The organism is Burkholderia sp. WAC0059, assembly GCF_002870125.1.
Taxonomy (GTDB): domain Bacteria; phylum Pseudomonadota; class Gammaproteobacteria; order Burkholderiales; family Burkholderiaceae; genus Paraburkholderia.
The window spans coordinates 95137-115488 of record NZ_PNEO01000003.1; the positions used below are offsets into that span (position 1 = coordinate 95137).

18 protein-coding genes, 1 tRNA gene and 1 pseudogene are annotated in these 20352 nt (G+C 69.9%); 12 read left to right on the forward strand and 8 right to left on the reverse strand.

Translation table 11 applies throughout. The annotated features are described in order from the left end of the window. Positions 1-30: 30 nt before the first annotated feature. From CY652_RS04060 to CY652_RS04085, 6 genes are all read left to right on the forward strand, one after another. Complete coding sequence (locus CY652_RS04060; protein ID WP_258002197.1) at positions 31-1245, forward strand: glycosyltransferase family 4 protein; 1215 nt, start codon at positions 31-33, stop codon at positions 1243-1245. 1 nt (position 1246) lies between these two features. Then, entirely contained in the window at positions 1247-2224 is a 978-nt protein-coding gene (locus CY652_RS04065) for a glycosyltransferase family 2 protein (protein WP_102129430.1), read from the forward strand. Positions 2225-2249: 25 nt separating this feature from the next. Beyond that, positions 2250-3878: a hypothetical protein gene (locus CY652_RS04070; protein ID WP_102129431.1), complete on the forward strand. Its 1629-nt coding sequence runs from the start codon at positions 2250-2252 to the stop codon at positions 3876-3878. A gap of 140 nt (positions 3879-4018) precedes the next feature. Next, a complete protein-coding gene (locus CY652_RS04075; protein ID WP_102129432.1) occupies positions 4019-5155 on the forward strand; it encodes a DegT/DnrJ/EryC1/StrS family aminotransferase in 1137 nt (378 codons plus the stop codon). A gap of 11 nt (positions 5156-5166) precedes the next feature. After that, on the forward strand, positions 5167-6453 hold the full coding sequence (locus tag CY652_RS04080) for a hypothetical protein (protein ID WP_180970404.1): 1287 nt from the start codon (positions 5167-5169) through the stop codon (positions 6451-6453). 36 nt (positions 6454-6489) lie between these two features. After that, a complete protein-coding gene (locus tag CY652_RS04085) occupies positions 6490-7734 on the forward strand; it encodes an oligosaccharide flippase family protein (protein WP_102129433.1) in 1245 nt (414 codons plus the stop codon). Between the two features lie 212 nt (positions 7735-7946). On the opposite strand, the gene CY652_RS04090 is transcribed toward CY652_RS04085, so the two are convergent. Together CY652_RS04090 and rfbA are read right to left on the reverse strand one after the other, a co-directional pair. Next, a complete protein-coding gene (locus CY652_RS04090; RefSeq protein WP_102129434.1) occupies positions 7947-9011 on the reverse strand; it encodes a glycosyltransferase in 1065 nt (354 codons plus the stop codon). A 388-nt stretch (positions 9012-9399) separates the two neighbouring features. Next, positions 9400-10266: pseudogene (gene rfbA / locus CY652_RS04095) on the reverse strand (glucose-1-phosphate thymidylyltransferase RfbA); the annotation flags it as partial. A gap of 326 nt (positions 10267-10592) precedes the next feature. On the opposite strand from rfbA, the gene CY652_RS04100 reads away from it, so the two are divergent. Then, the gene (locus tag CY652_RS04100; RefSeq protein WP_102129435.1) at positions 10593-12206 is read left to right on the forward strand and encodes a mannose-1-phosphate guanylyltransferase/mannose-6-phosphate isomerase; all 1614 of its coding nucleotides are present in this window, start codon (positions 10593-10595) and stop codon (positions 12204-12206) included. A 178-nt stretch (positions 12207-12384) separates the two neighbouring features. Further along, complete coding sequence (locus tag CY652_RS04105; protein WP_102129436.1) at positions 12385-13113, forward strand: FadR/GntR family transcriptional regulator; 729 nt, start codon at positions 12385-12387, stop codon at positions 13111-13113. A 150-nt stretch (positions 13114-13263) separates the two neighbouring features. Here CY652_RS04105 and CY652_RS04110 read toward each other — a convergent pair whose 3' ends face one another. From CY652_RS04110 to CY652_RS04130, 5 genes are all read right to left on the reverse strand, one after another. Further along, positions 13264-14286 (reverse strand): quinone-dependent dihydroorotate dehydrogenase, encoded by a 1023-nt coding sequence (locus CY652_RS04110; RefSeq protein WP_102129437.1) that lies wholly within the window; start codon positions 14284-14286, stop codon positions 13264-13266. Positions 14287-14438: 152 nt separating this feature from the next. Beyond that, complete coding sequence (locus tag CY652_RS04115; protein WP_102129438.1) at positions 14439-15257, reverse strand: arginyltransferase; 819 nt, start codon at positions 15255-15257, stop codon at positions 14439-14441. Positions 15258-15373: 116 nt separating this feature from the next. Then, positions 15374-16111: a leucyl/phenylalanyl-tRNA--protein transferase gene (gene aat, locus CY652_RS04120; RefSeq protein WP_102129439.1), complete on the reverse strand. Its 738-nt coding sequence runs from the start codon at positions 16109-16111 to the stop codon at positions 15374-15376. Between the two features lie 13 nt (positions 16112-16124). Further along, positions 16125-16670, reverse strand: coding sequence for an NUDIX hydrolase (locus CY652_RS04125; RefSeq protein WP_102129440.1), 546 nt, complete (start codon positions 16668-16670; stop codon positions 16125-16127). A 198-nt stretch (positions 16671-16868) separates the two neighbouring features. Next, positions 16869-16945: transfer RNA gene (locus CY652_RS04130), tRNA-Met, on the reverse strand. A gap of 146 nt (positions 16946-17091) precedes the next feature. Here CY652_RS04130 and CY652_RS04135 point away from each other — a divergent pair. Next, positions 17092-17589: a heme-degrading domain-containing protein gene (locus CY652_RS04135; protein WP_102129441.1), complete on the forward strand. Its 498-nt coding sequence runs from the start codon at positions 17092-17094 to the stop codon at positions 17587-17589. Positions 17590-17606: 17 nt separating this feature from the next. On the opposite strand, the gene CY652_RS04140 is transcribed toward CY652_RS04135, so the two are convergent. Beyond that, positions 17607-17819: a hypothetical protein gene (locus CY652_RS04140; protein ID WP_102129442.1), complete on the reverse strand. Its 213-nt coding sequence runs from the start codon at positions 17817-17819 to the stop codon at positions 17607-17609. 221 nt (positions 17820-18040) lie between these two features. On the opposite strand from CY652_RS04140, the gene CY652_RS04145 reads away from it, so the two are divergent. The 3 genes from CY652_RS04145 to CY652_RS04155 all read left to right on the forward strand — a co-directional run bounded on the left by CY652_RS04145 (position 18041) and on the right by CY652_RS04155 (position 20344). Further along, positions 18041-18325, forward strand: a complete 285-nt coding sequence (locus tag CY652_RS04145; protein WP_102129443.1) for a DUF1488 domain-containing protein — start codon at positions 18041-18043, stop codon at positions 18323-18325. 66 nt (positions 18326-18391) lie between these two features. Beyond that, a complete protein-coding gene (locus CY652_RS04150; RefSeq protein ID WP_180970406.1) occupies positions 18392-19054 on the forward strand; it encodes a TetR/AcrR family transcriptional regulator in 663 nt (220 codons plus the stop codon). 96 nt (positions 19055-19150) lie between these two features. Beyond that, entirely contained in the window at positions 19151-20344 is a 1194-nt protein-coding gene (locus tag CY652_RS04155; RefSeq protein WP_102129445.1) for an enoyl-CoA hydratase/isomerase family protein, read from the forward strand. Positions 20345-20352 lie beyond the last annotated feature (8 nt).

Below are 20352 nucleotides of genomic sequence, written 5' to 3' on the forward strand. Positions count from 1 at the left end.
CACCGGCCGGCCGGGCGGCGCTTTTCCCGCGTGGCCGTCGTGCACGACTGGCTCACGACCTATGCGGGGGCCGAGCGCGTGCTCGAACAGATCCTCGGCCTGTGGCCGCAGGCCGACCTCTTCACCGTGGTCGACTTTCTGCCCGACGACGAGCGCCGCGCGCTGCACGGCAAGCGCGCCGTCACCTCGTTCATCCAGCATCTGCCGCGCGCCCGCTCGGCCTATCGCGCGTATCTGCCGCTGATGCCGCTCGCCGTCGAGCAGTTCGACCTGTCCGTCTACGACCTCGTGATCTCGTCGAGCCATGCCGTCGCCAAGGGCGTCATCACCGGGCCCGACCAGGTGCACGTGAGCTACGTGCACTCGCCGATCCGCTATGCGTGGGACCTGCAGCACGAGTACCTGAACGGCGCGGGTCTCGCGCGCGGCGCGAAGGGCTGGCTGGCCCGCGCGATCCTTCATTACCTGCGCATCTGGGACCAGCGCACGACGCACGGCGTCGATCTGCTCGTCGCGAACTCGCGGTTCATCGGCCGGCGCATTCGCAAGGTCTACGGGCGCGAGGCCGCCATGGTCTATCCGCCCGTCGACGTCGAACGGTTCTGTCCCGGCCCGGGCCGCGAGGATTTCTATCTGTGCGCCTCGCGGATGGTGCCGTACAAGCGCGTGCCGCTCGTCGTTGAGGCCTTCGCGCAGATGCCGGCGAGAAGGCTCGTCGTCATCGGTGACGGGCCCGACTTCGCGCGGGCCCAGGCCGCGGCGGGGCCGAACGTCGTGCTGCTCGGCCGCTTGCCGGCCGCCGGGCTGCTCGGCTACATGCAGCGTGCGCGGGGCTTCGTGTTCGCGGCGGAGGAGGACTTCGGCATCGCGGTGGTCGAGGCGCAGGCGTGCGGCACGCCGGTGATCGCCTACGGGCGCGGCGGCGTGCTGGAGACCGTGATCGACTCGCCGGACCCGGCGCGCGCGACGGGGCTCTTTTTCCGGGAGCGCAGCGTGGCGGCGATCGTCGAGGCGATCGGGCGCTTCGAGCGGCATGCGCCGTTCGATCCGCAGGTTTGCCGCCGCAACGCGCTGCGTTTCGGCGCCGCCAGGTTTCGCCGCGAGTTTCTCTCGGCCGTCGAGGCGGCCTGCCGCGCGTCGGAGGAGGACGAGCGGGACGACGGGGGCGACGGGGACGATGGAAACGGCACGGGCGGCGGACGTGCCGGCGCACGCCGAGAGTCCGCTGCGCTCATGGAGGCGTGACATGAAAAAGATCGTAGTCGTGGCGACGCGCGCGCGCGCCGCCGAAACCGGCGTGCTGTTCGACTTGCTGCTCGACCAGGACGAGCGGCCCGACGCGGTGTACGCGGTCGGGGTCGACCCTGCCGATCTGCGGGGGCTCGATGCGCATCCGCTCTGCGCGGCCGTGCCGGTGCGGCTCCTGCTGGCCGACCGGGCGGGGTCGACGGTGCAGCGCAACTGGGGCATCGAGGCGGCGCTGGGCGATGTGGAACGCGCGGCCGCGGACGTGGCGGCTGATGAGGTGGCTGATGCGGCGGCAGCCGATGCGGCGGCCCCACGCGAGCCCTGGTTCGTCGCGTTCTTCGACGACGATTTCCGCCCGCACCGAGCCTGGCTCAGGCAGTGCGCCGCCGTGTTCGGGGCGGACCCCGGCATCGTCGGCCTGACCGGGCGCGTGCTCGCCGACGGCGTCAAGAGCCGGGGCTTGAGCGAGGCCGAGGCGGCCCGCTATCTGGCCGGCGAGTGCGCGCCGCAGCCGCATTGGGCATCGGGCGACGCACGGCGCGAAATCGAGTCCGCCTACGGCTGCAACATGGCCTTCGTCGGGCGCGCGGTGCGCGGCCTGCGCTTCGACGAGTCGCTGCCGCTCTACGGCTGGCAGGAGGACCAGGACTACACGTCGCGCGCGCGGCGGCTCGGGCAGATGGTCTACGAGCCCGCGTGCCGGGGCGTGCACCTTGGGGTCAAGAAGGGCCGGACTTCGGGGGTGCGGTTCGGCTATTCGCAGATCGTCAATCCGCTTTTTCTCGTGAAGAAGAACACGATGGCGCGCCGGAAGGCCTGCGTGTTCATCGTGCGGCATCTGCTCTCGAACGTCGCGCACAGCGTGCGGCGCGACCCGGTGTTCGATTACCGGGGGCGGCTCAGGGGCAACCTGATCGCGATTGCGGACTGTCTGCGCGGAGCGAATCATCCGGGCCGGATACTCGAGCTCGTCTGAGCCGGCGCGGACCAGCGGGGGCGAAATGGACATCCAGATCTTCGGCGTCGTCGTGCTCGCCATGGGCATCATGTCGCTCAATTTGCCGTATCAGTGGGCGATCTACGGCCTCGCGGTCTGCAGCCTGTTCGGGAGCGCGTCGACCATCGCCTTTCCCGCGCTCGGCGGGCTGGCCATTCTGCCCGCCAACCTCTTTCTGCTCTTTTTCGCGCTGCGCGCGTTTCAGCTCGGCGGGCGGGATCTCTGGCAGGCCGTCGGCGCCGGGCGGCCCGGATTCTGGCTCGCCTGCCTGTGCCTGTGCGCGGCCGTCGGCGCGGTGTTCCTGCCGCGCGCGCTGGCCGGCACGACCTACGTGTTCGCGATCAATCGCGGCGACACGGACCCGAACCAGGCCGCGCTTCAGCCGCTCGGTCCGGTCTCGGGCAACCTGAGCCAGATGATCTATTGCTGCGGCGAGCTCGTGCTCTACTGCGCGATGTCGGTCTTTCTCCGGCGCCGGGATGCCTACGGCTTCTTCGCGAAGGCGATCATGCTGCTGGCCGCGCTCAACATCGCGGCCGCGGCCATCGATCTCGCCTCGTACGAGGCCGGCATCGACGTGCTCAGCGCCGTGAAGACGGCCGACTACGTGATGCACGGCGACGAGGAACTGGGCGGCCTCAAGCGCATCGTCGGGACGTTCTCGGAGTCCTCGGCGTTCTCCGGCTTCACGCTGCCGCTCTTCGCGTTCACGATCAACCTCTGGCTGCTCGGCTATCGGTCGCGCGTCAACAGCCTGTTGAGCGCGGCCTCCGGCGCGCTGCTGCTGATGTCGACGTCGGCCACCGCCTACGTGGGCGCGCTCGCCTACCTGGCGTGCCTGCTGCTGGGGCGTCCGCAGACGGTGGCGCCGCGCGCGCGCTCGCGCAAGCGCCGCCTGTGCCTCGTGCTGGCCTGCGCCGTCGTGCTCGCGCTCATCTATGCGGCGACTTTCCGGCCCGATCTGCTCGACGTGGTGACGGGATTCTTCGGCCAGACGCTGCTCGACAAGTCGGACAGCGACTCGGGCGTCGAGCGGGCCGCCTGGAATCTGCAGGCCGTCCAGAACGTCATCGACACCTACGGCATGGGCGTCGGCATCGGCAGTGCGCGGGCGTCGAGTTTTCTGCTCGTGCTGCTGTCGAATCTCGGCGTCGTCGGCGCGCTGTGCTTCGCGCTGTTCTTCGTGGGCGCGGCGGCGAGGCCGATGGCGCGCGCGTATCCGGCCGCCGATCGCGCGGTGGGTTACGCGGCGCGCCAGGCGATGATCGCCGCGCTGATCGTGGCGTCGGTGTCGGGCACCGTGTTCGATCTGGGGTCGTGCTTTTATCTGTTCGCAGCCGTCGCCGCGAGCCTTTCCGTGCGCCGACGGCGGGCGAATCCGGACCCGGATCTGGCGACGGCCGGCGCCGATCCGGTACGGCCGGGCGGACGACCCTTCGCCCGGGCGCTCGACGCGGTGGATCGTGGGATGAACGGGGCGCTTGCGGGCGGCGACGACGGTCCGGAGGGGGAGCGCGCCGCGCGGGGCGAGGCCCCTTCAGGTCACGACGGCCGTCGCGGCCATCCCTCCGGCCCAGGTCGCATCGGCGGTCGCGGCCGGGGACGTGTCCCCGCCTGGCCGAATCGGCCGTGATTTCGTCGGATTGGCGTCCGTCCGAATGCTTACGCTGCATTCAGGCAGGCCCGTCCCGGGCACCTTCGCGGCGCCGGGAGGCGCGGCGCTCGCCTGCCGTGCCGAGCCATGCCGATTCACGAACTTCCGTGGGCCCCCACATGAACGAACTGGACCGTATCGTCGTGCCGGTGACGCAGCCTTCGCTGCCGCCGCTTGCCGAATTCATCCCCTATCTGGCGCAGATCTGGCGCAACCGCTGGGTGACGAACGACGGACCGTTCCATCGCGAACTGGAGGAGGCGCTGTGCGCCTATCTGGGCGTCGAGCATCTTTGCCTGTTCTCGAACGGCACGCTCGCGCTGATTACCGCGCTGGCCGCGCTCGGTCTCGACGGCGAGGTGATCACGACGCCGTTCTCGTTCGTCGCGACCACGCACGCGCTGCACTGGACGGGGCTGCGCCCCGTGTTCGCGGACATCGACCCGCGCAGCATGAATCTCGACCCAGCCCGCATCGAGGCGGCCATCACGCCGCGCACGCGCGCCATCCTGCCCGTGCACGTGTACGGACATCCGTGCGAGCTCGGGCCGATCCAGCGGATCGCCGACGCGCACGGCCTGCGGGTCGTCTACGATGCGGCGCACGCGTTCGGCGTGCGCCGCGCGGGCCGCTCGATTCTCGAGGCGGGCGACCTGTCCGTGCTGAGCTTTCACGGCACGAAGGTGTTTCATACGTTCGAGGGCGGCGCGGTGGTCTGCCGCGATCTCGAGACCAAGCGGCGCATCGACCGCCTGAAGAATTTCGGCATCGAAGACGAGGTGACGGTCGGCGCGCCCGGCATCAACGGCAAGATGAACGAGGTGCAGGCGGCGTTCGGCCTGCTGCAGCTTCGGCACGTCGATGCGGCGCTCGAGGCGCGCGCGCGTCTCGACGCGCGCTATCGCGAGGCGCTGGCGGACGTGCCGGGCCTCGCGCTGCCCCCGGTCGCGGCCGACAGCACGCGCAACTACGGCTACTTCCCGGTGCGCCTGACGTCCGGGTTTCCGCTCGAGCGCGACGTGCTGTACGAGCAGCTACGCGCGCGCCGGATTGCCGTGCGCCGCTATTTCTATCCGCTCATCAGCGAGTTTCCGGCCTATCGCGGCGCGCCCGGCGCCGGCGAGCGGAACCTGCCGGCGGCTACCGCCGCGTCGCGACAGGTGCTTTGCCTGCCGATCTTTCCTGCGCTCGAACTCGAGGCGCAGGACCGGATCATCGAGACGGTGCACGCGGCGGCCTGCCTGCCGGTCCGGTAGCGGAGCCGTCAGTGAACCGACGCGAGGAGCGGGAGAAGACGGTCGACGCGCCGCGCAGCGACGGCCCAGGCGGCGGGACGGACCGCGCCCGCGGCCGGCGCCCGCGCGTTCTGATCTCGCCGTTCACGAACACGACGAACGCCTACATCGAGATGCAAAAGGCGCTCCTCGCCGAGATCGGCTACGACGTGCGGCCGCTTTCGGTGCGCAGCCTGCTGCTCGGGGAGTTCGCGAGCCTGTTTCGCCGCGATAGCGTGCTCGTGTTCCACTGGCTCGAACTGCGGGCCTTTGCCCGCCGCCAGGGCGGCGTCGTGCTTTCGCCGAAGGGATGCCTCGTCTTCGCGTTTTACTGCCTGCTGATCGGTCTCGCGCGGGCGCGGGCGATCTACTTCGTGCACGACCACGCGGTCCACGACGCGACGGGCCGGGTCCGGCGCGTCTCGGCCGGGATGATGGCCGTCGTCCGCGCGCTGGTGGACTGCCGCGTCGTTCACGCGCCGGGCTTTGCGGCGCGCTACCGCGCGCGGTATCTGCCGCATCCGCTCTATTGGGATGCACCCGGACATGTGCCGCCGCTCGCGGCGCGCCGGGACAACCCGGACGGGCCGCCCACGTTCGCGCTGCTCGGAACGATCCGGCCGTACAAGCAGATCCGCGAGCTGCTCGAAGTCTGGCCCGGCGAGTGCCGGCTCGACATCGCGGGCGACGCCGAGCCGTCCTACCTGCGAGCGCTTGGCGAGGTGGTCCGGCGCCGGGCGCTGGTCGGGGCGGTGACGATCGAACCGGGGTTTCTCGCCGACGACGCGTTCGAGCGCCGGATCGCGGCGGCCGACGTGCTCGTGCTGCCCCACGCGGCCGATTCGATGCTGGTCAGCGGCGCGTTTTTCGAGGCGATCGGCCGCGTGCCGATGCTCGTCGCGTTCGCGACGCCGTTTATGCGGTGGGCCGCCGGGCAGTTCGGCAACGTGCGGCTGTTCGATTCGATGGACGCGTTGCCGTCGTGCGTGCGGGCCGTGGCGCTTGGCTGGCCGGCTTGCCGCGGGGCTGCCGCGAGTCCGGAGGCGGCACGGGAGGCGTTCGGCTGGCAAGCGTGCCGCGAGCGTTACCGCCGGCTTTTCGACGAGGTGCTGGCCGGACGCATCGACGAGTCGGGCGCGGAGGGCGCGGAGGGCGAGGTGGGTGAATCGGGTGAATCGGGTGAATCGGGTGAAGCGGGCGAGCCGGACAGGCGGGCGGGAAAATCGGCGGGCGGATCGGTGGCCCAATCGGGCGCCGCCGCGAAGCCGGCCATCCGCTGACGCCTCCTGCATCGATCTCCGAAAAACGAGGCTTCCATGTCGACGAAAAAAGATGCCCTGGCGCTGTACGTGGTCCAGGCCTGCGGCTACCTGGTGCCGCTCGTCTCGCTGCCGTATCTGTCGAGGATGCTCGGGCCGGACCGGCTCGGCGTGATCGGCTTTGCGCAGGCATTTACGCAGTTCTTCGTGATGCTGACCGATTTCGGCTTCGACCTGACGACGGCGCGCAGCATCTCGCTGAACCGGCACGAGCCGCAGGCCGTGGCGCGGCTGTACTGGACCGTCACGCTGACCAAGGCGGCCTTCGCCTCGCTGTGCGTCGCGTTCATCCTGCTTCTGCTGTGGCTGGTGCCGGCGTTGCACGACGACCGGCTCGCCATCTGCTCGGGCTTTCTGTGGCTCGCGGGCACGGTCGTCACGCCGCAGTGGCTCTACCAGGGCCTCGAGAAAATGCCGCTCGTCGCCGTGCTCGGCCTCTTCGCGCGCGTGGCCTGCCTCGTCCCGGTGTTCTGTTTCGTCGACGGGCCGGGCGATTACCTGATCGCGGCCGTCAGCCTTTCGTCGTCGATGCTGGTTTCGGGCACGCTGCTCACCCTCATCGCGTTTCGTAGCGGCATGGTCGCGTCGTGGCACCCGGTGTCGCTGCGGGACGTCCGCGCGCAACTTGCCGACGCGTTCCAGATTTTCTCGGGTTCGGCGCTCACCTTCGTCTATACCTATGCGAACGCCGTGATCCTGAAGTTCCTCGTGGGCAACACGGCGGTCGGCTACTACATGACGGCGGAAAAGCTCATCAACCCGCTGCGGCAGCTATTTTCCCCGCTGATCCAGGCAATCTATCCGAAGCTCTGCGTGCTGCATGCCGAAGGCCGGTCGCAGCAGGCGCAAAGCATTCTGAGATGGCTCGTGCTGGCGATCCTGGCCGTCAACGCGGTGGCCGTCATCGTCGTCTATGCGGGCGGGGCAACGCTGATCGCGGTGTTCTTCGGCGCGAAATTCGAGCCGGCGCTGCCGGTCCTCAAGGCGCTGATCTTCCTGCCGCCCGTCGTCGGGCTCGCTACGGTATTCCTGCAGCTCGAACTGGCCGCGCAGGGCGCGTTCGGCGCGCTCAAGCGCATTTACGCGGCGGGCGCGCTCTTTCACGTCGCCCAGTCGGTCTGGCTCGTCATGCACTTCGGCGCGACGGGCACGGCTGTCTCGGTCATCCTGACCGAGACGTTCGTGACGGCGCTGATCTACCTGGAGTGCCGGCTGCTGCGCGGGCGCCGGCGCTTTGCCTGAGGCCGTGCGGGTTCGCCGCGCGGGAACGGGCGTGGCGAACGACGGCGAAGGGAGCGGGCTCTGGCCGGCGCGAGCGATGGCGGGCGAAATGGTTGGTGAATGGGCCGATGAAGGGGCAGGTGAATGGACCCGTAGTGAAGGGCCGGGCGCCAGCTCAAGCGAACCCCGTAATCGGGCCGGCTCGCCATCGCGGTCCGGCCGCGGGCGGCGTTTCAGGGCAGCCGGGCGGCCTCGCCGGCCGCCTGCAGCGGAGGAACGGTGCGTTCGAGTCGCAGCACGGCACAGCAGAAATCCTTGAGCGCGCTTTTGCGTCCTTTGGCCCAGACGTCGCGGCCGTAGCCGCCGGCCTCGACGAGCCGCGCGAACAGCGCCCATCGTTCGGCCAGCGTGGCCGCACGGTAGAGCGCGATCCGCTCCCGGTAAAGGCGGGCGAACGCCCGGTATTTTTCCGCGCCGTCGAGCGCCCTGAGCGCTTCGCCCGGCGAAGCGCCCAGGGCTATTTCGTCCAGGATGTCCGCGCGGCGCTCGCAGGCGGCCGCGTAGTTGAGCCAGGTCGGCTCGCTATGGAGCAGGAACGGCCGCAGGCGCGAAAACGGCGACGCGCCGGCCCACGTGGTCAGGCTGGCGGTCGCGGCATGGCGCCGGTAATGGGCCAGCGGCTCGCGTATGTAGGCGATGGTGCCGAGCGCGCCGGCGAGGAAGAAGAACCATTGGTCGTGGCCTTCGGGACTCGTGCCGTCGTTGAAGTCGAGCGACCGTTCCCAGAACGATGAAAAGCGGACGAGGGCCCGGTCGACGAGCAGCGTGCAGCCGAGCCCGTACTTCAGCGGAGCAAGGCTGAGCGGCCCGTTATGGGCGAGCGGGGCGGCGTCCCGCGCCAGCGTGTCGATGGGGAGCAGATGGCTGTCGGTGACGACGGCGTTGTGGTAGACGAGCCGTACGTCGCGCCGCTCGAATTCGCTCATCGAGCGCTGCAGCTTGTGCGGCGCCCAGACGTCGTCCTGGTCGCAGAAGGCGAGATAGGGCGAGCGGCATAGCCGGGCCGCCTTCAGGAAATTGGCGCGATAACCGAGACGCTGCGCATTGCGATAGATGCGCACGGGAAACGGCGCGGCGCGCGAGAAATCTTCGAGCAGGCGCGGCGTGTCGTCGGTGGAGGCGTCGTCGGTCACGACCAGTTCGGCGGGCAGCCGGACCTGCCGGGCGAGACTTTCCAGTTGTTCCGGCAGGTACAGCGTACCGTTGCAGGTCGCCATCGCGACCGAGACGGGTTTCATGGTGAGGCATCCTCGTGACGGGTGCGCCGCCTGGAGCCGGCGGCGCGCGGATTCGCGGCGAAATGCGCGGGGTATGGGGCCGGCCGATGCGGGTTCGCGGCGGTCGCGTTGCGAGCCCGCCGCGAACAACCCGTCGTGAGCGGCATGCGGGCGGGCCGCGTAGGCCGCATAGGCCGCGAGTGGGGCGTAAAGCCGGGCGCGCGGGGCAGCGGCCAGACAGGACGTGAGGTCGACGGGTTACGCGGGGCGACGGCAGTCATCCCGGTCCCGGTTCGCCTTGCCGCGAAGCGTGACGCGGCGGGCTCGACTCGCGGCGACTGGTTGCCGGCTGCACGATCTTCAGCGCGGGGCCGGGCTTCGCGGGGCGCATTCCGCGCGGCGCGTTCGCCGTCGCGAGGTCGAGCAGGTAGCGGCCGTAGCCGCTCTTGCGCAACGGCATGGCGAGCCGGTCGAGCTGCTCCGCGTCGATCCAGCCCTGCCGGTAGGCCAGTTCCTCGGGGCAGGCGATCACCACGCCCTGGCGCTTCTGGAGCGTGGCGACGAAGGTGGACGCTTCGAGCATCGAGTCGTGCGTGCCGGTGTCGAGCCACGCGTAGCCGCGCCCCATGATCCGGACCGTGAGCCGGCCCTCGCGCAGGTAGCGCGCGTTCACGTCGGTGATCTCGAGCTCGCCGCGCGCCGACGGCCGGATGTCGGCGGCGATCGCGCACACGTCGCGGTCGTAGAAATAGAGGCCCGTCACCGCGTAGTTCGAGCGCGGCCGGGCGGGCTTTTCCTCGATCGACAGCGCGCGAAAGTGCGCGTCGAATTCCACTACGCCGTAGCGCTGCGGATCGCCGACGTGATAAGCGAAGACGAGCGCCCCCCCGGTCTGCGCGTTCGCGCTGGCGAGCTGGGCGGCGAGGTCGTTGCCGTGGAAGATGTTGTCGCCGAGCACGAGCGCGCACGGATCGCCGTCGATGAACGCGCGTCCGAGGATGAACGCCTGCGCGAGCCCGTCCGGCGAGGGCTGCTGCACGTACTGGATGTTCATGCCCCACTGGCTGCCGTCGCGCAGCAGCATCGCGAAGCGCGGCGTGTCCTGCGGCGTCGAGATGACGAGCACGTCGCGGATGCCGGCCAGCATCAGCGTCGCGAGCGGGTAATAGATCATCGGCTTGTCGTAGACCGGCAGCAATTGCTTCGAGACGGCGTGCGTGACCGGATAGAGCCGCGTGCCGGAGCCGCCGGCGAGAACGATGCCCTTGCGCGTCATGCGTCTCTCCTTCGCGTTTTCTCGTGCGTTTTCGTGTCTGTCGGACCGGCGCGGAAGGATCTCCATGCCGATGCGAAGTAGGGTAGGCGAACGAGGCCGTCTTTATCCGCCGTAATCACGGCACATTGCGTCACCGCACGGGTTGCGCGCGTTCGCTTGAGGGGCGTTCGCGCAGTGTGCGAGCACGTACAGAACGTCCCGATATCGTCTGCTGGAATGGGGAGCACGGGGTAGGCCCCGGCAGCGCGTCCGGGCCGGCCGCCGTCGCGCGTGCGGTCGGCACTGGCCGATGAGAGACGGAATAAGGACAACCAGGGGAATCGTAAATGGGCGATTTGACGTTATCGGCCGTGCGGCCTTCGTCGGAGTCAGGAACGTGCTCGGTTCAGCCGGTGATTCTGGCGGGCGGCGCGGGCACGCGGCTTTGGCCGCTGTCGCGCGAGGATTGCCCGAAGCAACTGATCGGCCTCGTCGGCGAGGCGTCGTTGCTAGAAGCGACCGTGCGACGTATTCAGCACGCCTTCGCGCGGCAGGAGGGCGGCCCGCGCGATGAGGAAGGGGCGCGGGGCGAGCGTCCGTCCGGCGCCGGGCCGCATGAAGCCGGTCCGGACGACGCCGGGCGGCGCGAGGATGCGCTGGCCGGCATGAGCGTGGCGGCGCCCCTCGTCGTCTGCAGCGAGCAGTTGCGACTGCCGACCCTCGAGCGGCTCGAACGATGCAGCGCGATGCCTCGCGTCCTGCTCGAGCCGGTGCCGCGCAACACGGCGCCGGCGCTGACGGTGGCCGCGCTGGCCGCGCGCGGGCCCGGGTTGCGCGACGACCCGGTGCTCGTGGCGATGCCGGCCGATCACCTGATCGCCGACGAGGACGCGTTTGCCGGGGCGTTGCGGCGGGCGGTAGCGCATGCCGGGCGGGGCACGATCGTCGCGCTCGGCGTGCCGCCCACCTGCGTGCAGACCGGCTACGGCTATATCCGGCTCGGCGCGGCGGCGGACGGCGAGGGCGCGCGCGCGATCGGACGCTTCGTCGAGAAGCCGGGCGAGGAACTGGCGCGGCAGTACGTGGAGAGCGGCGGCTACTGGTGGAACAGCGGCATTTTCGTCGTGCGCGCGTCGGTCTGGCTCGATGCGATTGCGCGTTGCCGTCCGCCGATCGCCGCCGCCTGCGCGGCGTCCTGGCAGCGCGTTCGCCGCGACGCGGCCGGCGTGCTGCACCTGGATGCCGAAGCGTTCGGCGCCTGCCCGTCCGATTCGATCGACTACGCGGTGATGGAGCGCATCGGCGTCGATGGCGGGCTGGCGGGCGTGGCCGTGCCGCTCGTGGCGGGCTGGTCGGACGTCGGCGCGTGGGATGCCGTCTGGGCGCTCTCGACGAAGGACGCGCACGGCAACGTCGCGCGCGGCCGCGTGCTGCTCGAAGGCGCGACCGACACCTTCGCGCATTCGGACGGCCGGCTCGTCGCCTGCGTCGGCGTGACGGGCGTCGTCGTGATCGAGACCGCCGACGCCGTGCTCGTGGCCGCGAAGCACCGCGTCCAGGAGGTGAAGGCGATCGTCGAGCGCCTGAAGGCCGGGCACGGCAGCGAGGCGCAGCAGCATCGCAAGGTGGAGCGGCCGTGGGGCTGCTACGACTCGCTCGACCGCGGCGAGCGCTTTCAGGTCAAGCGCATCGTCGTGAAGCCGGGCGGCCGTCTTTCGTTGCAGATGCATCACCACCGCGCCGAGCATTGGGTCGTCGTGCGCGGGACCGCGCGCGTGACGCGCGGCGAAACATGCTTTCTGCTGTCGGAGAACGAGTCGGCCTACATTCCGGTCGGCGTCGCGCACCGGCTCGAGAATCCCGGCCGGATGCCGCTCGAGGTGATCGAGGTGCAGTCCGGCGGCTATCTTGGCGAGGACGACATCGTGCGCTTCGACGACCAGTACGGACGGGTGCCCTGAGATGGGCGCCGGAAGCGGGATGCCCGGGAGCCTGCCGCCGGACGACGCATCATACTGCCTCGATGCGCACGCAAGGGCGGATACGGTCGATACGGCGACGGTAGACGGCGCGCGCGGGCCGCTCGCGCCGGGGAGGCCGGCTATGCCGGTGCGCAGGAACAGGTCGGGAAAAGGGGCAATGAACGGACACGACAGCAAGGAGCGCTCGCTCGTCAGCAAGGTCATGGACATTCTCGTTTCCGGCATCGTCGAGGACCGTTACGGCCCGGTGCTGCCGCCGCAGGATGTTCTCTCGGGCGAGTTCGGCGTGAGCCGTACGGTGATGCGCGAGGCGCTTTCCATGCTGCTCGCGCGCCGCATGCTCGACGTGCGGCCCAAGGTCGGCACGCGGATACGGCCGATGCGCGACTGGCTCATGATCGACGAGGATGTGGTGAGTTGGCGCTTTCGCGCGAAGCCCGACCGCATTTTCCTGCGCGACGTGATCGAGTTCCGCGCGCTGATCGAACCCAGCGCCTGCGCGCAGGCGGCGGTGCGCGCGAGCGACGCCGAAATCGCCGGCATTCGCGACGCGTTCAACCTGCTGCGGCTGACCCGGCACGGCGACGGGAACCGCCAGGCGGCCGACGAGTTGCTGCATACGCTCCTGCTCGCCGCGAGCGGCAACCAGTTTTTCCAGCAGATGACGGCCATCATCCACGGCGCGCTGTCGCTCGTGAATCCGATCCTGAACCGGCGCGAGGGCGGCTGGGAGAACGTCGTGCGGGCGCACGGCCGCGTGGTCGAGGCGATCGAGCGGCGCGAGCCCGGGGAGGCGGAAGCGGCGGCCGCCGCGATGATCGGGTACACGGCCGACGAGCTGCGGCGCTCGCTCGAGGCGGACCCGGACGCGCAGCGGGAGGCGTGAGCGGGGGGAAGGCTGGTGGCGGGATGGAGCAGCGTGATGAAGCGAGGGGGTCCGGCAGGCGCGTTGCGCGACGCGCCGCACAAGGGCCTCCGGGCGGGAATTGCTGCCCGGGGCCGGCCGGGCGGCGCGCGCACGGCTGGCCCGGCCTGCCTACGCGAGCGCGCGCGCGGCCTCGGCGACGAGCGGCGGGCCGCGGTAGATGAAGCCCGTGTAGAGCTGCACGAGCGAGGCGCCGGCCGCAATCTTCGCGCGCGCGTCCTCGCCGCTCAGGATGCCGCCGACGCCGATGATCGGCACCGTCTCGCCGAGCTCGGCGCGCAGCGCGCGGATCACGGCGTTCGAGGCGTCGAACACGGGGCGGCCGGAGAGGCCGCCGGTCTCGTCGGCGTGGGGCAGGCCCTGCACGGCGTCGCGCGAGAGCGTGGTGTTGGTCGCGATCACGCCTTCGATGCGGTGGCGCAGCAGCGTATCGGCGATCGCCTTGATCTGCTCGCCGTCGAGGTCGGGCGCGATCTTCAGCGCGAGCGGCACGAGCCGGCCGTGCAGGTCCGCGAGCCGCTGCTGCTTGTCCTTGAGCGCCGCGAGCAGCGCATCGAGCTCGCCCGCGCCCTGCAACTGGCGCAGGTTCTTCGTGTTCGGCGACGAGATGTTGATCGTCACGTAGCTCGCGAACGGGTAGACGCGTTCGAGGCAGAACAGATAATCGTCGGCGGCGCGCTCGATGGGCGTGTCCGCGTTCTTGCCGATGTTCAGCCCGAGCACGCCCTTGTAGCGCGCGCCCTGGACGTTCTTCACGAACTGCTCGACGCCCGCGTTGTTGAAGCCCATCCGGTTGATGAGCGCTTGCGCCTGCGGCAGCCGGAAGATGCGCGGGCGCGCATTGCCGGGCTGCGGACGCGGCGTGACCGTGCCGACCTCAATGAAGCCGAAGCCGAGCGCGGCGAGCCCGTCGATGCTGGCGCCGTCCTTGTCGAGCCCCGCCGCGAGCCCGACCGGGTTGCGGAACGAGAGGCCCATCACGGTGCGCGGCGCATCGGGTACGCGCGGCGCGAAAAGACCCGCGAGGCCGGTGCGGCCCGCCGCGCCGAGGGCGCGCAGCGTCAGATGGTGGGCGTCCTCGGGATCCATGCGAAAGAGCTGGTCGCGCACGAACGGGTAGAGGGAGCTGAGCATGGAGGAGGGCGGGCGCACGGCGCCGGAAAATGGGAACCCGTTATTTTACCGGCATCGGCGCGGCGTTCCGGACCGGGGACGGATTCGGCGGCGCAAGGTGGGCGAATCGGGCAGGTCGGGGCAAGTCGGCGGGTGAATCCCGCCCGCGCGGTTCAGCGCGGGCCGCGCACTTCGTGCAGGGCCGGGCGGGGCGGGGCCGATTCGGCGCCCGGCGGCGCGTCGAACGCGCTCCAGCGACCGTCGAGAAGCCCCTCGAGCGGGCGGAAGCTCGCCTTGTACGCCATCTTCGGGCTCTCGCGAATCCAGTAGCCGAGGTAGACGTAGGGAAGCCGCAGGCTGCGCGCCTGCTCGATCTGCCACAGGATGTTGTAGGTGCCGTAGCTCGCGTGCGCGGCGTCGGGCTCGAAGAACGTGTAGACCGACGAGAGCCCGTCGCCGAGGATGTCGATCATGCTGACCATGCGCAGCACGCCGGCCGTGTCGGGTTCGTCCTCGCAGCGCTCGCGGAATTCGACGAGGCGCGAGTTGATGCGGCTTTGCAGCAGGAACTGCTCGTACTGGTCGCGGCTGTCGCGGTCCATGCCGCCGCCCGCGTGGCGCGCCGACTGGTAGCGCATGTAGAGCGCGTAATGCTCCTCGTCGTAATGGAGCGGCGAGACGGTGGCGACGAGCGTGCCGTGGCGTTTCCAGGCGCGCCGCTGCGCGCGGTTCGGCGCGAAGCGCCCGACGCTCACGCGCACTGGCACGCAGGCGCGGCAGCCGTCGCAGTGCGGCCGGTAGGTGAAGACGCCGGAGCGCCGGAAGCCGGCCTTGACGAGCTCGGTATAGACGTCGGAATTGATGAGGTGGCTCGGCGTCGCCACCTGCGAGCGCGCGACGCGCCCGTCGAGATAGCTGCAGGGATAGGGCGCCGTCGCATAGAATTGCAGCGCGGAAAGCGGTGAAAGCGGCAGCTCGTTGGGGTGCGTCACGTTAGCGGCTCTCTCGTAGCAATGCGAGCGGTTGGTCCCGTCTTCCGCGCGGCGCGCGCAACGACGGCCCGTCCAGCCGGGCACCGCCCACGGCGCGCTTTCAGGTGCCCGATACGTCAGGCGGCTCGCACGACGAGGTCGGCCAGCACGGTCTTGTCGAAATCCCAGGGGAGCGGGGCGGCATCGACGCTCGCGCGCAGATGCGCGACGAAGGCCTTGCGCGGGATCTCGCAGCCGCCGAGCGACGCCAGATGCGACGTATTTTGCTGGCAGTCTATCATTTCTGTTCCGTGACGTCGCAGGTGCGCGACGAGCGCCGCGAGCGCGATTTTCGAGGCGTCGGTGACGGCCGCGAACATCGATTCGCCGAAGAACATCCGGCCGAGCGAGACGCCGTAAAGGCCGCCGACGCGCTCGCCGCGCAGCCAGGTCTCGACGCTGTGCGCGCGTCCCGCGCGATGCAGCGCCGAGTAGGCCGAGATCACGTCGGCCGTGATCCAGGTGCCGTGCTGGTCGTGGCGCGGCGCCGAGGCGCACGCGCGCATCACGGCGCCGAAATCCGCGTCGACGCGGACTTCCCAGTCGTCCTCGCGCAGCACGCGCCTGAGCGTCTTGCGCAGCGACGGCGACACGCGGAACGCGCCCGGGCGCAGGATCATGCGCGGGTCGGGGCTCCACCAGAGCACGGGCTGACCGTCCGAGTACCAGGGAAAGATGCCGTGCCGGTACGCGTCGACGAGGCGCGCGGGCAGCAGTTCGGCGCCCGCCGCGAGCAGGCCGGGCGCGCCGCTCGTCGCGCCGAGCGCGCGTTCGACGGGCGGGAACGGATCGTCGGGCCCGAGCCAGGGAACCATGCGACGGGCCGTTTCAGGCCTCGCGCAACGCGCGCAGCACGTCGCCGGTGTGCAGGCCGTAGTGGCCCGATACCCGGTCGGCGAAGAAGAAGCGCAGCGTCTGCCCGACCGTCGGGAACGCGATGTCGTCCCAGGGGATTTCGTGCTCGCCGAAGAGACGCACCTCGAGACTTTCGTCGCCGGCGAGGATGTCGGTGTCGAGCAGGCGGGCGAGGTAGAACAGGTGCACCTGTTCGACGTGCGGCACGTTCAGCAGCGAGAAGAGGTTCTGTATTTCGACGCGCGCGCCGGCTTCCTCGAGCGTCTCGCGCGCGGCCGCCTCGGACGTCGTCTCGCCGATCTCCATGAAGCCGGCCGGCAGTGTCCAGTAGCCGTAGCGCGGCTCGATCGCGCGGCGGCACAGGAGCACCTTGTCCTCCCAGACGGGCACGGTGCCGACCACGTTGCGCGGGTTCTGGTAATGGATGGCGCCGCAATGCGTGCAGACGTAGCGCTCGCGATTGTCGCCGGGCGGGATGGCGAGGCTGACGGGCCGGCCGCAGGTCGGACAGAATTTCATGGGAACGGGGCAGTGAACGGTGAAAGCGAGTTTATCACCGCAATATGAACGGCCCGAAGGTTCGAAGAATGATGGCCTGCTTCCTGCCTTTACTCCCTGCCTTTACTCCTCTTCCCGCTCGCGGAAAAACAAAAAGGGTTACACGCGCATGGCGTCGTAACCCTTTTTATCCGGAAATCCTGGAATACTGATACTTACTGGTTGCGGGGGTAGGATTTGAACCTACGACCTTCGGGTTATGAGCCCGACGAGCTGCCAGACTGCTCCACCCCGCGTCCGTTGAGAAGAAGATTATATATCGTCCGGGGCGACGATGCAACAGACGGCCTGGGATGCGCTTCCGGCGCGCCGCGAACGGCGGCCTGTTTCGCCCGGCCCGCTAGAATCGTGGGCCTTTCCGCTCGCGTCCTGTTTTCCCGTCATGGATATCGATCACGATCTGCAATCCATCGCCGCGCAAGAGCGCGCGCTCGTTTTTCCCCGTTTCGACGCCATTCAGGCGTGGCTGCTCGGCAGCCTGCTGCGCGAGCTGGCAATGGCGCGCGTCCATGCGCTCGCCATCGACGTGCGCACGTTCGGCCAGTCGCTCTTCTTCTGCGCGCTCGACGGCGCGACGCCCGACAACGCGGACTGGGTGCGTCGCAAGGTGCGCGTGGTCGAGCATTTCCGCCGCAGTTCGTACGCGGTAGGGTTGCGCATGCAACAGTCGGGTACGACGCTTGCTGCGAAGCACGGTTTGCCCGTGGCGGATTTCGCCCCGCACGGCGGCGCGTTTCCGCTGACCGTCGCGGGGGCCGGCGTGATCGGCTCGGTGACGGTGTCCGGCCTGCCGCAGCGTCTCGATCACGAACTCGTCGTCGAAGCGCTGTGCGCGCATCTTGGCCTCGATTACGGCACGCTGGCGCTCGCGAAAGCCTGAGCCGATCCGCGGATCGGTCACGGGTCGGGCAGTTCGATACGGATGCCGGCCTGGCCGACCGCCGCGCGGCCCTGATCGCCGTCGGGCAGGGCGGCGTCCTCCCACAGGCTGATCGCCCGCGAGACGTCGATGCCCTGCGCCTGCGCGTAGTCGAACCAGCGGCTGGCGGCGTCCTTCTCGGGAGTCTCGAGGCCGTTCACGAAGTATTTGCCTGTGAGTCGGGATGGCATGAGCTTGTCGGAGAGTCGGGATGGATGGAGACATGCAGCCGCCGTTCCCACGGCGACGCAACGAAGGGGCCTGGCTGCTCGTCGCCGCGTTGCGGTTCATTGTACAAAGTCGTCCCGATCGCGGGCTGGACCTCGCCGCGCGAGCGCGAGTACCATGGGCGGGCAGTTCTGCGGCTTGCCTGTACGGGCTTTCTTCGAGACATTTTCCAGCGAGGCCGGACATGGAAATTCGTTTTCTCGCGGACGCGCCCCTTTACCGGGATTCGAATCTGACCATCGTGTTCGCCGCCGAGGTCGACGGCGAGCGGGTGCCCTGCGCGATCTCCGTCGAGGCGCTCGAAGATCACTTCGGCGCGAGCGTCGCGGGCCGCGATGCCTGGATGAACGCGTTCAACGCCGGACGCCCGCACATCGAGGCCGTGGCCCGGACGCATCTGCAGGTCAGCCACGGCACGCCGGTGTTGCTGAAAAGCGGCCACTTCCCGCCGGGCCGCGCGGTCGGCTGAGCGCCGCCGGGCATGACGACCGGCGGATTCCAATCCTCGCGGAGCATCGAGCACGACAGGCCACGCATGAGTACGAACGAATCCGGAAAACGCGCGCGGCCGGCATTGCGCGGGCGCATTCTCGACGCCGCGCGGCGCATCGTCGTGCGCGACGGTCTCGCCGCGCTGTCGATGCGCAAAATCGCCGACGCCATCGGCTACGCGCCGGCCACGCTATACGTCTATTTTTCGGGGCGCGACGAGATTGCCGGCGCGCTGCGGGCGCAGGTGCGGGCGCAACTGCTCGACGCGCTTGCGTCCACGGGACAGATTGACGATCCTCGCGAGCGGCTGCGCACGCTCGCTCAGGCATATTTACGATTCGCCGTCGAGCATCCGCAGGCTTACCGGCTCGTGTTCATGCCGGAGCCGGATCACGGTGCGATGCGCCGCGTCGCGGCGGAGCCGGCCGAGGCGGCCGAGGCCGGCGACGCGGCGCTGGCCGCCCGGGTGACGCAGGCGCTCGAGGCGATCGAAGCCCAGGGCGCGTTGCCTGCCGGCGCGGACAGCGAAGCCTGGGCCGGGCTGATTCTGGCGACGCTGCACGGCATCGTCGCCAGCATGCTCGCGGGAGAGGTGGCCGCGACGGCGGAAGCGGCGGCGCGCCGGATCGACCTGGCGTTCGATGCCTGGTTCGGCGCGCGGCGACGCGATGCGCCGCAGGCTTCGAAGGCCGTCGCATCGGCCTGAACCGCGATTGTCCGCGACCGCCTCGCCGATTTGATCCCGCGGCACCTCCCGACGCGCCGGTCCCGTTCCGATTCGTTGCCAACCTCGCTCATCGCCATGTCTGAAAAAGCGCTTTCTTCCGCGTCGGCCGCAGGGGCCGGCGAGACGCACGTCGCGACCCGCGTCGCGAACCGCATCGGCTTCATCGAACTCGATCGTCCGCAGGCGCTCAACGCGCTGTCGATCGGGATGGTCCGCGCGATCCAGGCCGCGCTCGACGGCTGGCGCGAGGACCCGGACGTGCTCGCCGTCATCGTGCGCTCGCGGCACGCGCGCGCGTTCTGCGCGGGCGGCGACATCCGCTTTCTCTACGAAGCGCATCGCCGCGGCGACCAGCCGGCCATCGACGCGTTTTTCACCGACGAATACCGGCTCAATCACGCGATCTTTTCGTATCCGAAGCCGTACGTCGCGCTCCTGAACGGCGTCGTGATGGGCGGCGGCATGGGCATTGCGCAGGGCGCGAGGCGCACGGGCGGCCTGCGCGTCGTGAGCGCCTCGACGCGCATGGCGATGCCGGAGACGCGCATCGGCCTCTTTCCCGACGTCGGCATGAGCTGGTTTCTGGCCCGCACGCCCGGCGCGATCGGCCGCTATCTGGCGGTGACGGGCGAGACGATCGGCGCGGCCGACGCGCTCTACGCCGGGCTCGCCGACGTCTGGCTCGACGAGTCGGCCTGGCCCGCGCTGCTCGACGCGCTCGAGACGGGGCCGTTCGAAAGCGGTGCCGACGTCGTCGCCCGGATTCGGCACGAGGCCGAAACGCGCGGCGGAACGCCGCCGGAAGAAGCGTCGGCGCTGGCCGGCGCGCGCGCCCTGATCGACCGGCATTTCGCCGCGCCCGACGTGACGGGCATCCTCGCCTCGCTCGAGGCGCACGCGAACGGGAAGGCGGGCGGGGCGGACGGCGTGCAGCAGGACTGGATCGCGAACACGCTCGCCGTGCTGCGCGAGCGCTCGCCGCTTTCGATGGCCGTGTCGCTCGAACTGGTCTCGCGCGCCGATGCGAGCATGGCCGAGTGCCTGCGCACCGATCTCGACCTGACGCGCGCGAGCTTCACGCACGGCGACGTGGCCGAGGGCATCCGGGCGCGCATCATCGACAAGGACAATCGCCCGCAGTGGCGCATCGCGCGCATCGAGGACCTGCGGGCCGAACACGTCGAGCGGATGTTCGCGAGCCCGTGGAACGACGGGACGCATCCGCTGCGCGAGTTGCGGGACGAGCTGGCTTCGCGCCGGTCTTCGTAGTCGCCTCG

Excerpts from the sequence above, each read along its gene's own strand:
- CY652_RS04065 (WP_102129430.1), top strand. The coding sequence starts at position 1,247 with ATGAAAAAGATCGTAGTCGTGGCGACGCGCGCGCGCGCCGCCGAAACC.
- CY652_RS04070 (WP_102129431.1), top strand. The coding sequence starts at position 2,250 with ATGGACATCCAGATCTTCGGCGTCGTCGTGCTCGCCATGGGCATCATG.
- CY652_RS04075 (WP_102129432.1), top strand. The coding sequence starts at position 4,019 with ATGAACGAACTGGACCGTATCGTCGTGCCGGTGACGCAGCCTTCGCTG.
- CY652_RS04085 (WP_102129433.1), top strand. The coding sequence starts at position 6,490 with ATGTCGACGAAAAAAGATGCCCTGGCGCTGTACGTGGTCCAGGCCTGC.
- CY652_RS04090 (WP_102129434.1), bottom strand. The coding sequence starts at position 9,011 with ATGAAACCCGTCTCGGTCGCGATGGCGACCTGCAACGGTACGCTGTAC.
- CY652_RS04100 (WP_102129435.1), top strand. The coding sequence starts at position 10,593 with ATGGGCGATTTGACGTTATCGGCCGTGCGGCCTTCGTCGGAGTCAGGA.
- CY652_RS04105 (WP_102129436.1), top strand. The coding sequence starts at position 12,385 with ATGAACGGACACGACAGCAAGGAGCGCTCGCTCGTCAGCAAGGTCATG.
- CY652_RS04110 (WP_102129437.1), bottom strand. The coding sequence starts at position 14,286 with ATGCTCAGCTCCCTCTACCCGTTCGTGCGCGACCAGCTCTTTCGCATG.
- aat (WP_102129439.1), bottom strand. The coding sequence starts at position 16,111 with ATGGTTCCCTGGCTCGGGCCCGACGATCCGTTCCCGCCCGTCGAACGC.
- CY652_RS04125 (WP_102129440.1), bottom strand. The coding sequence starts at position 16,670 with ATGAAATTCTGTCCGACCTGCGGCCGGCCCGTCAGCCTCGCCATCCCG.
- CY652_RS04135 (WP_102129441.1), top strand. The coding sequence starts at position 17,092 with ATGGATATCGATCACGATCTGCAATCCATCGCCGCGCAAGAGCGCGCG.
- CY652_RS04140 (WP_102129442.1), bottom strand. The coding sequence starts at position 17,819 with ATGCCATCCCGACTCACAGGCAAATACTTCGTGAACGGCCTCGAGACT.
- CY652_RS04145 (WP_102129443.1), top strand. The coding sequence starts at position 18,041 with ATGGAAATTCGTTTTCTCGCGGACGCGCCCCTTTACCGGGATTCGAAT.
- CY652_RS04150 (WP_180970406.1), top strand. The coding sequence starts at position 18,392 with ATGAGTACGAACGAATCCGGAAAACGCGCGCGGCCGGCATTGCGCGGG.
- CY652_RS04155 (WP_102129445.1), top strand. The coding sequence starts at position 19,151 with ATGTCTGAAAAAGCGCTTTCTTCCGCGTCGGCCGCAGGGGCCGGCGAG.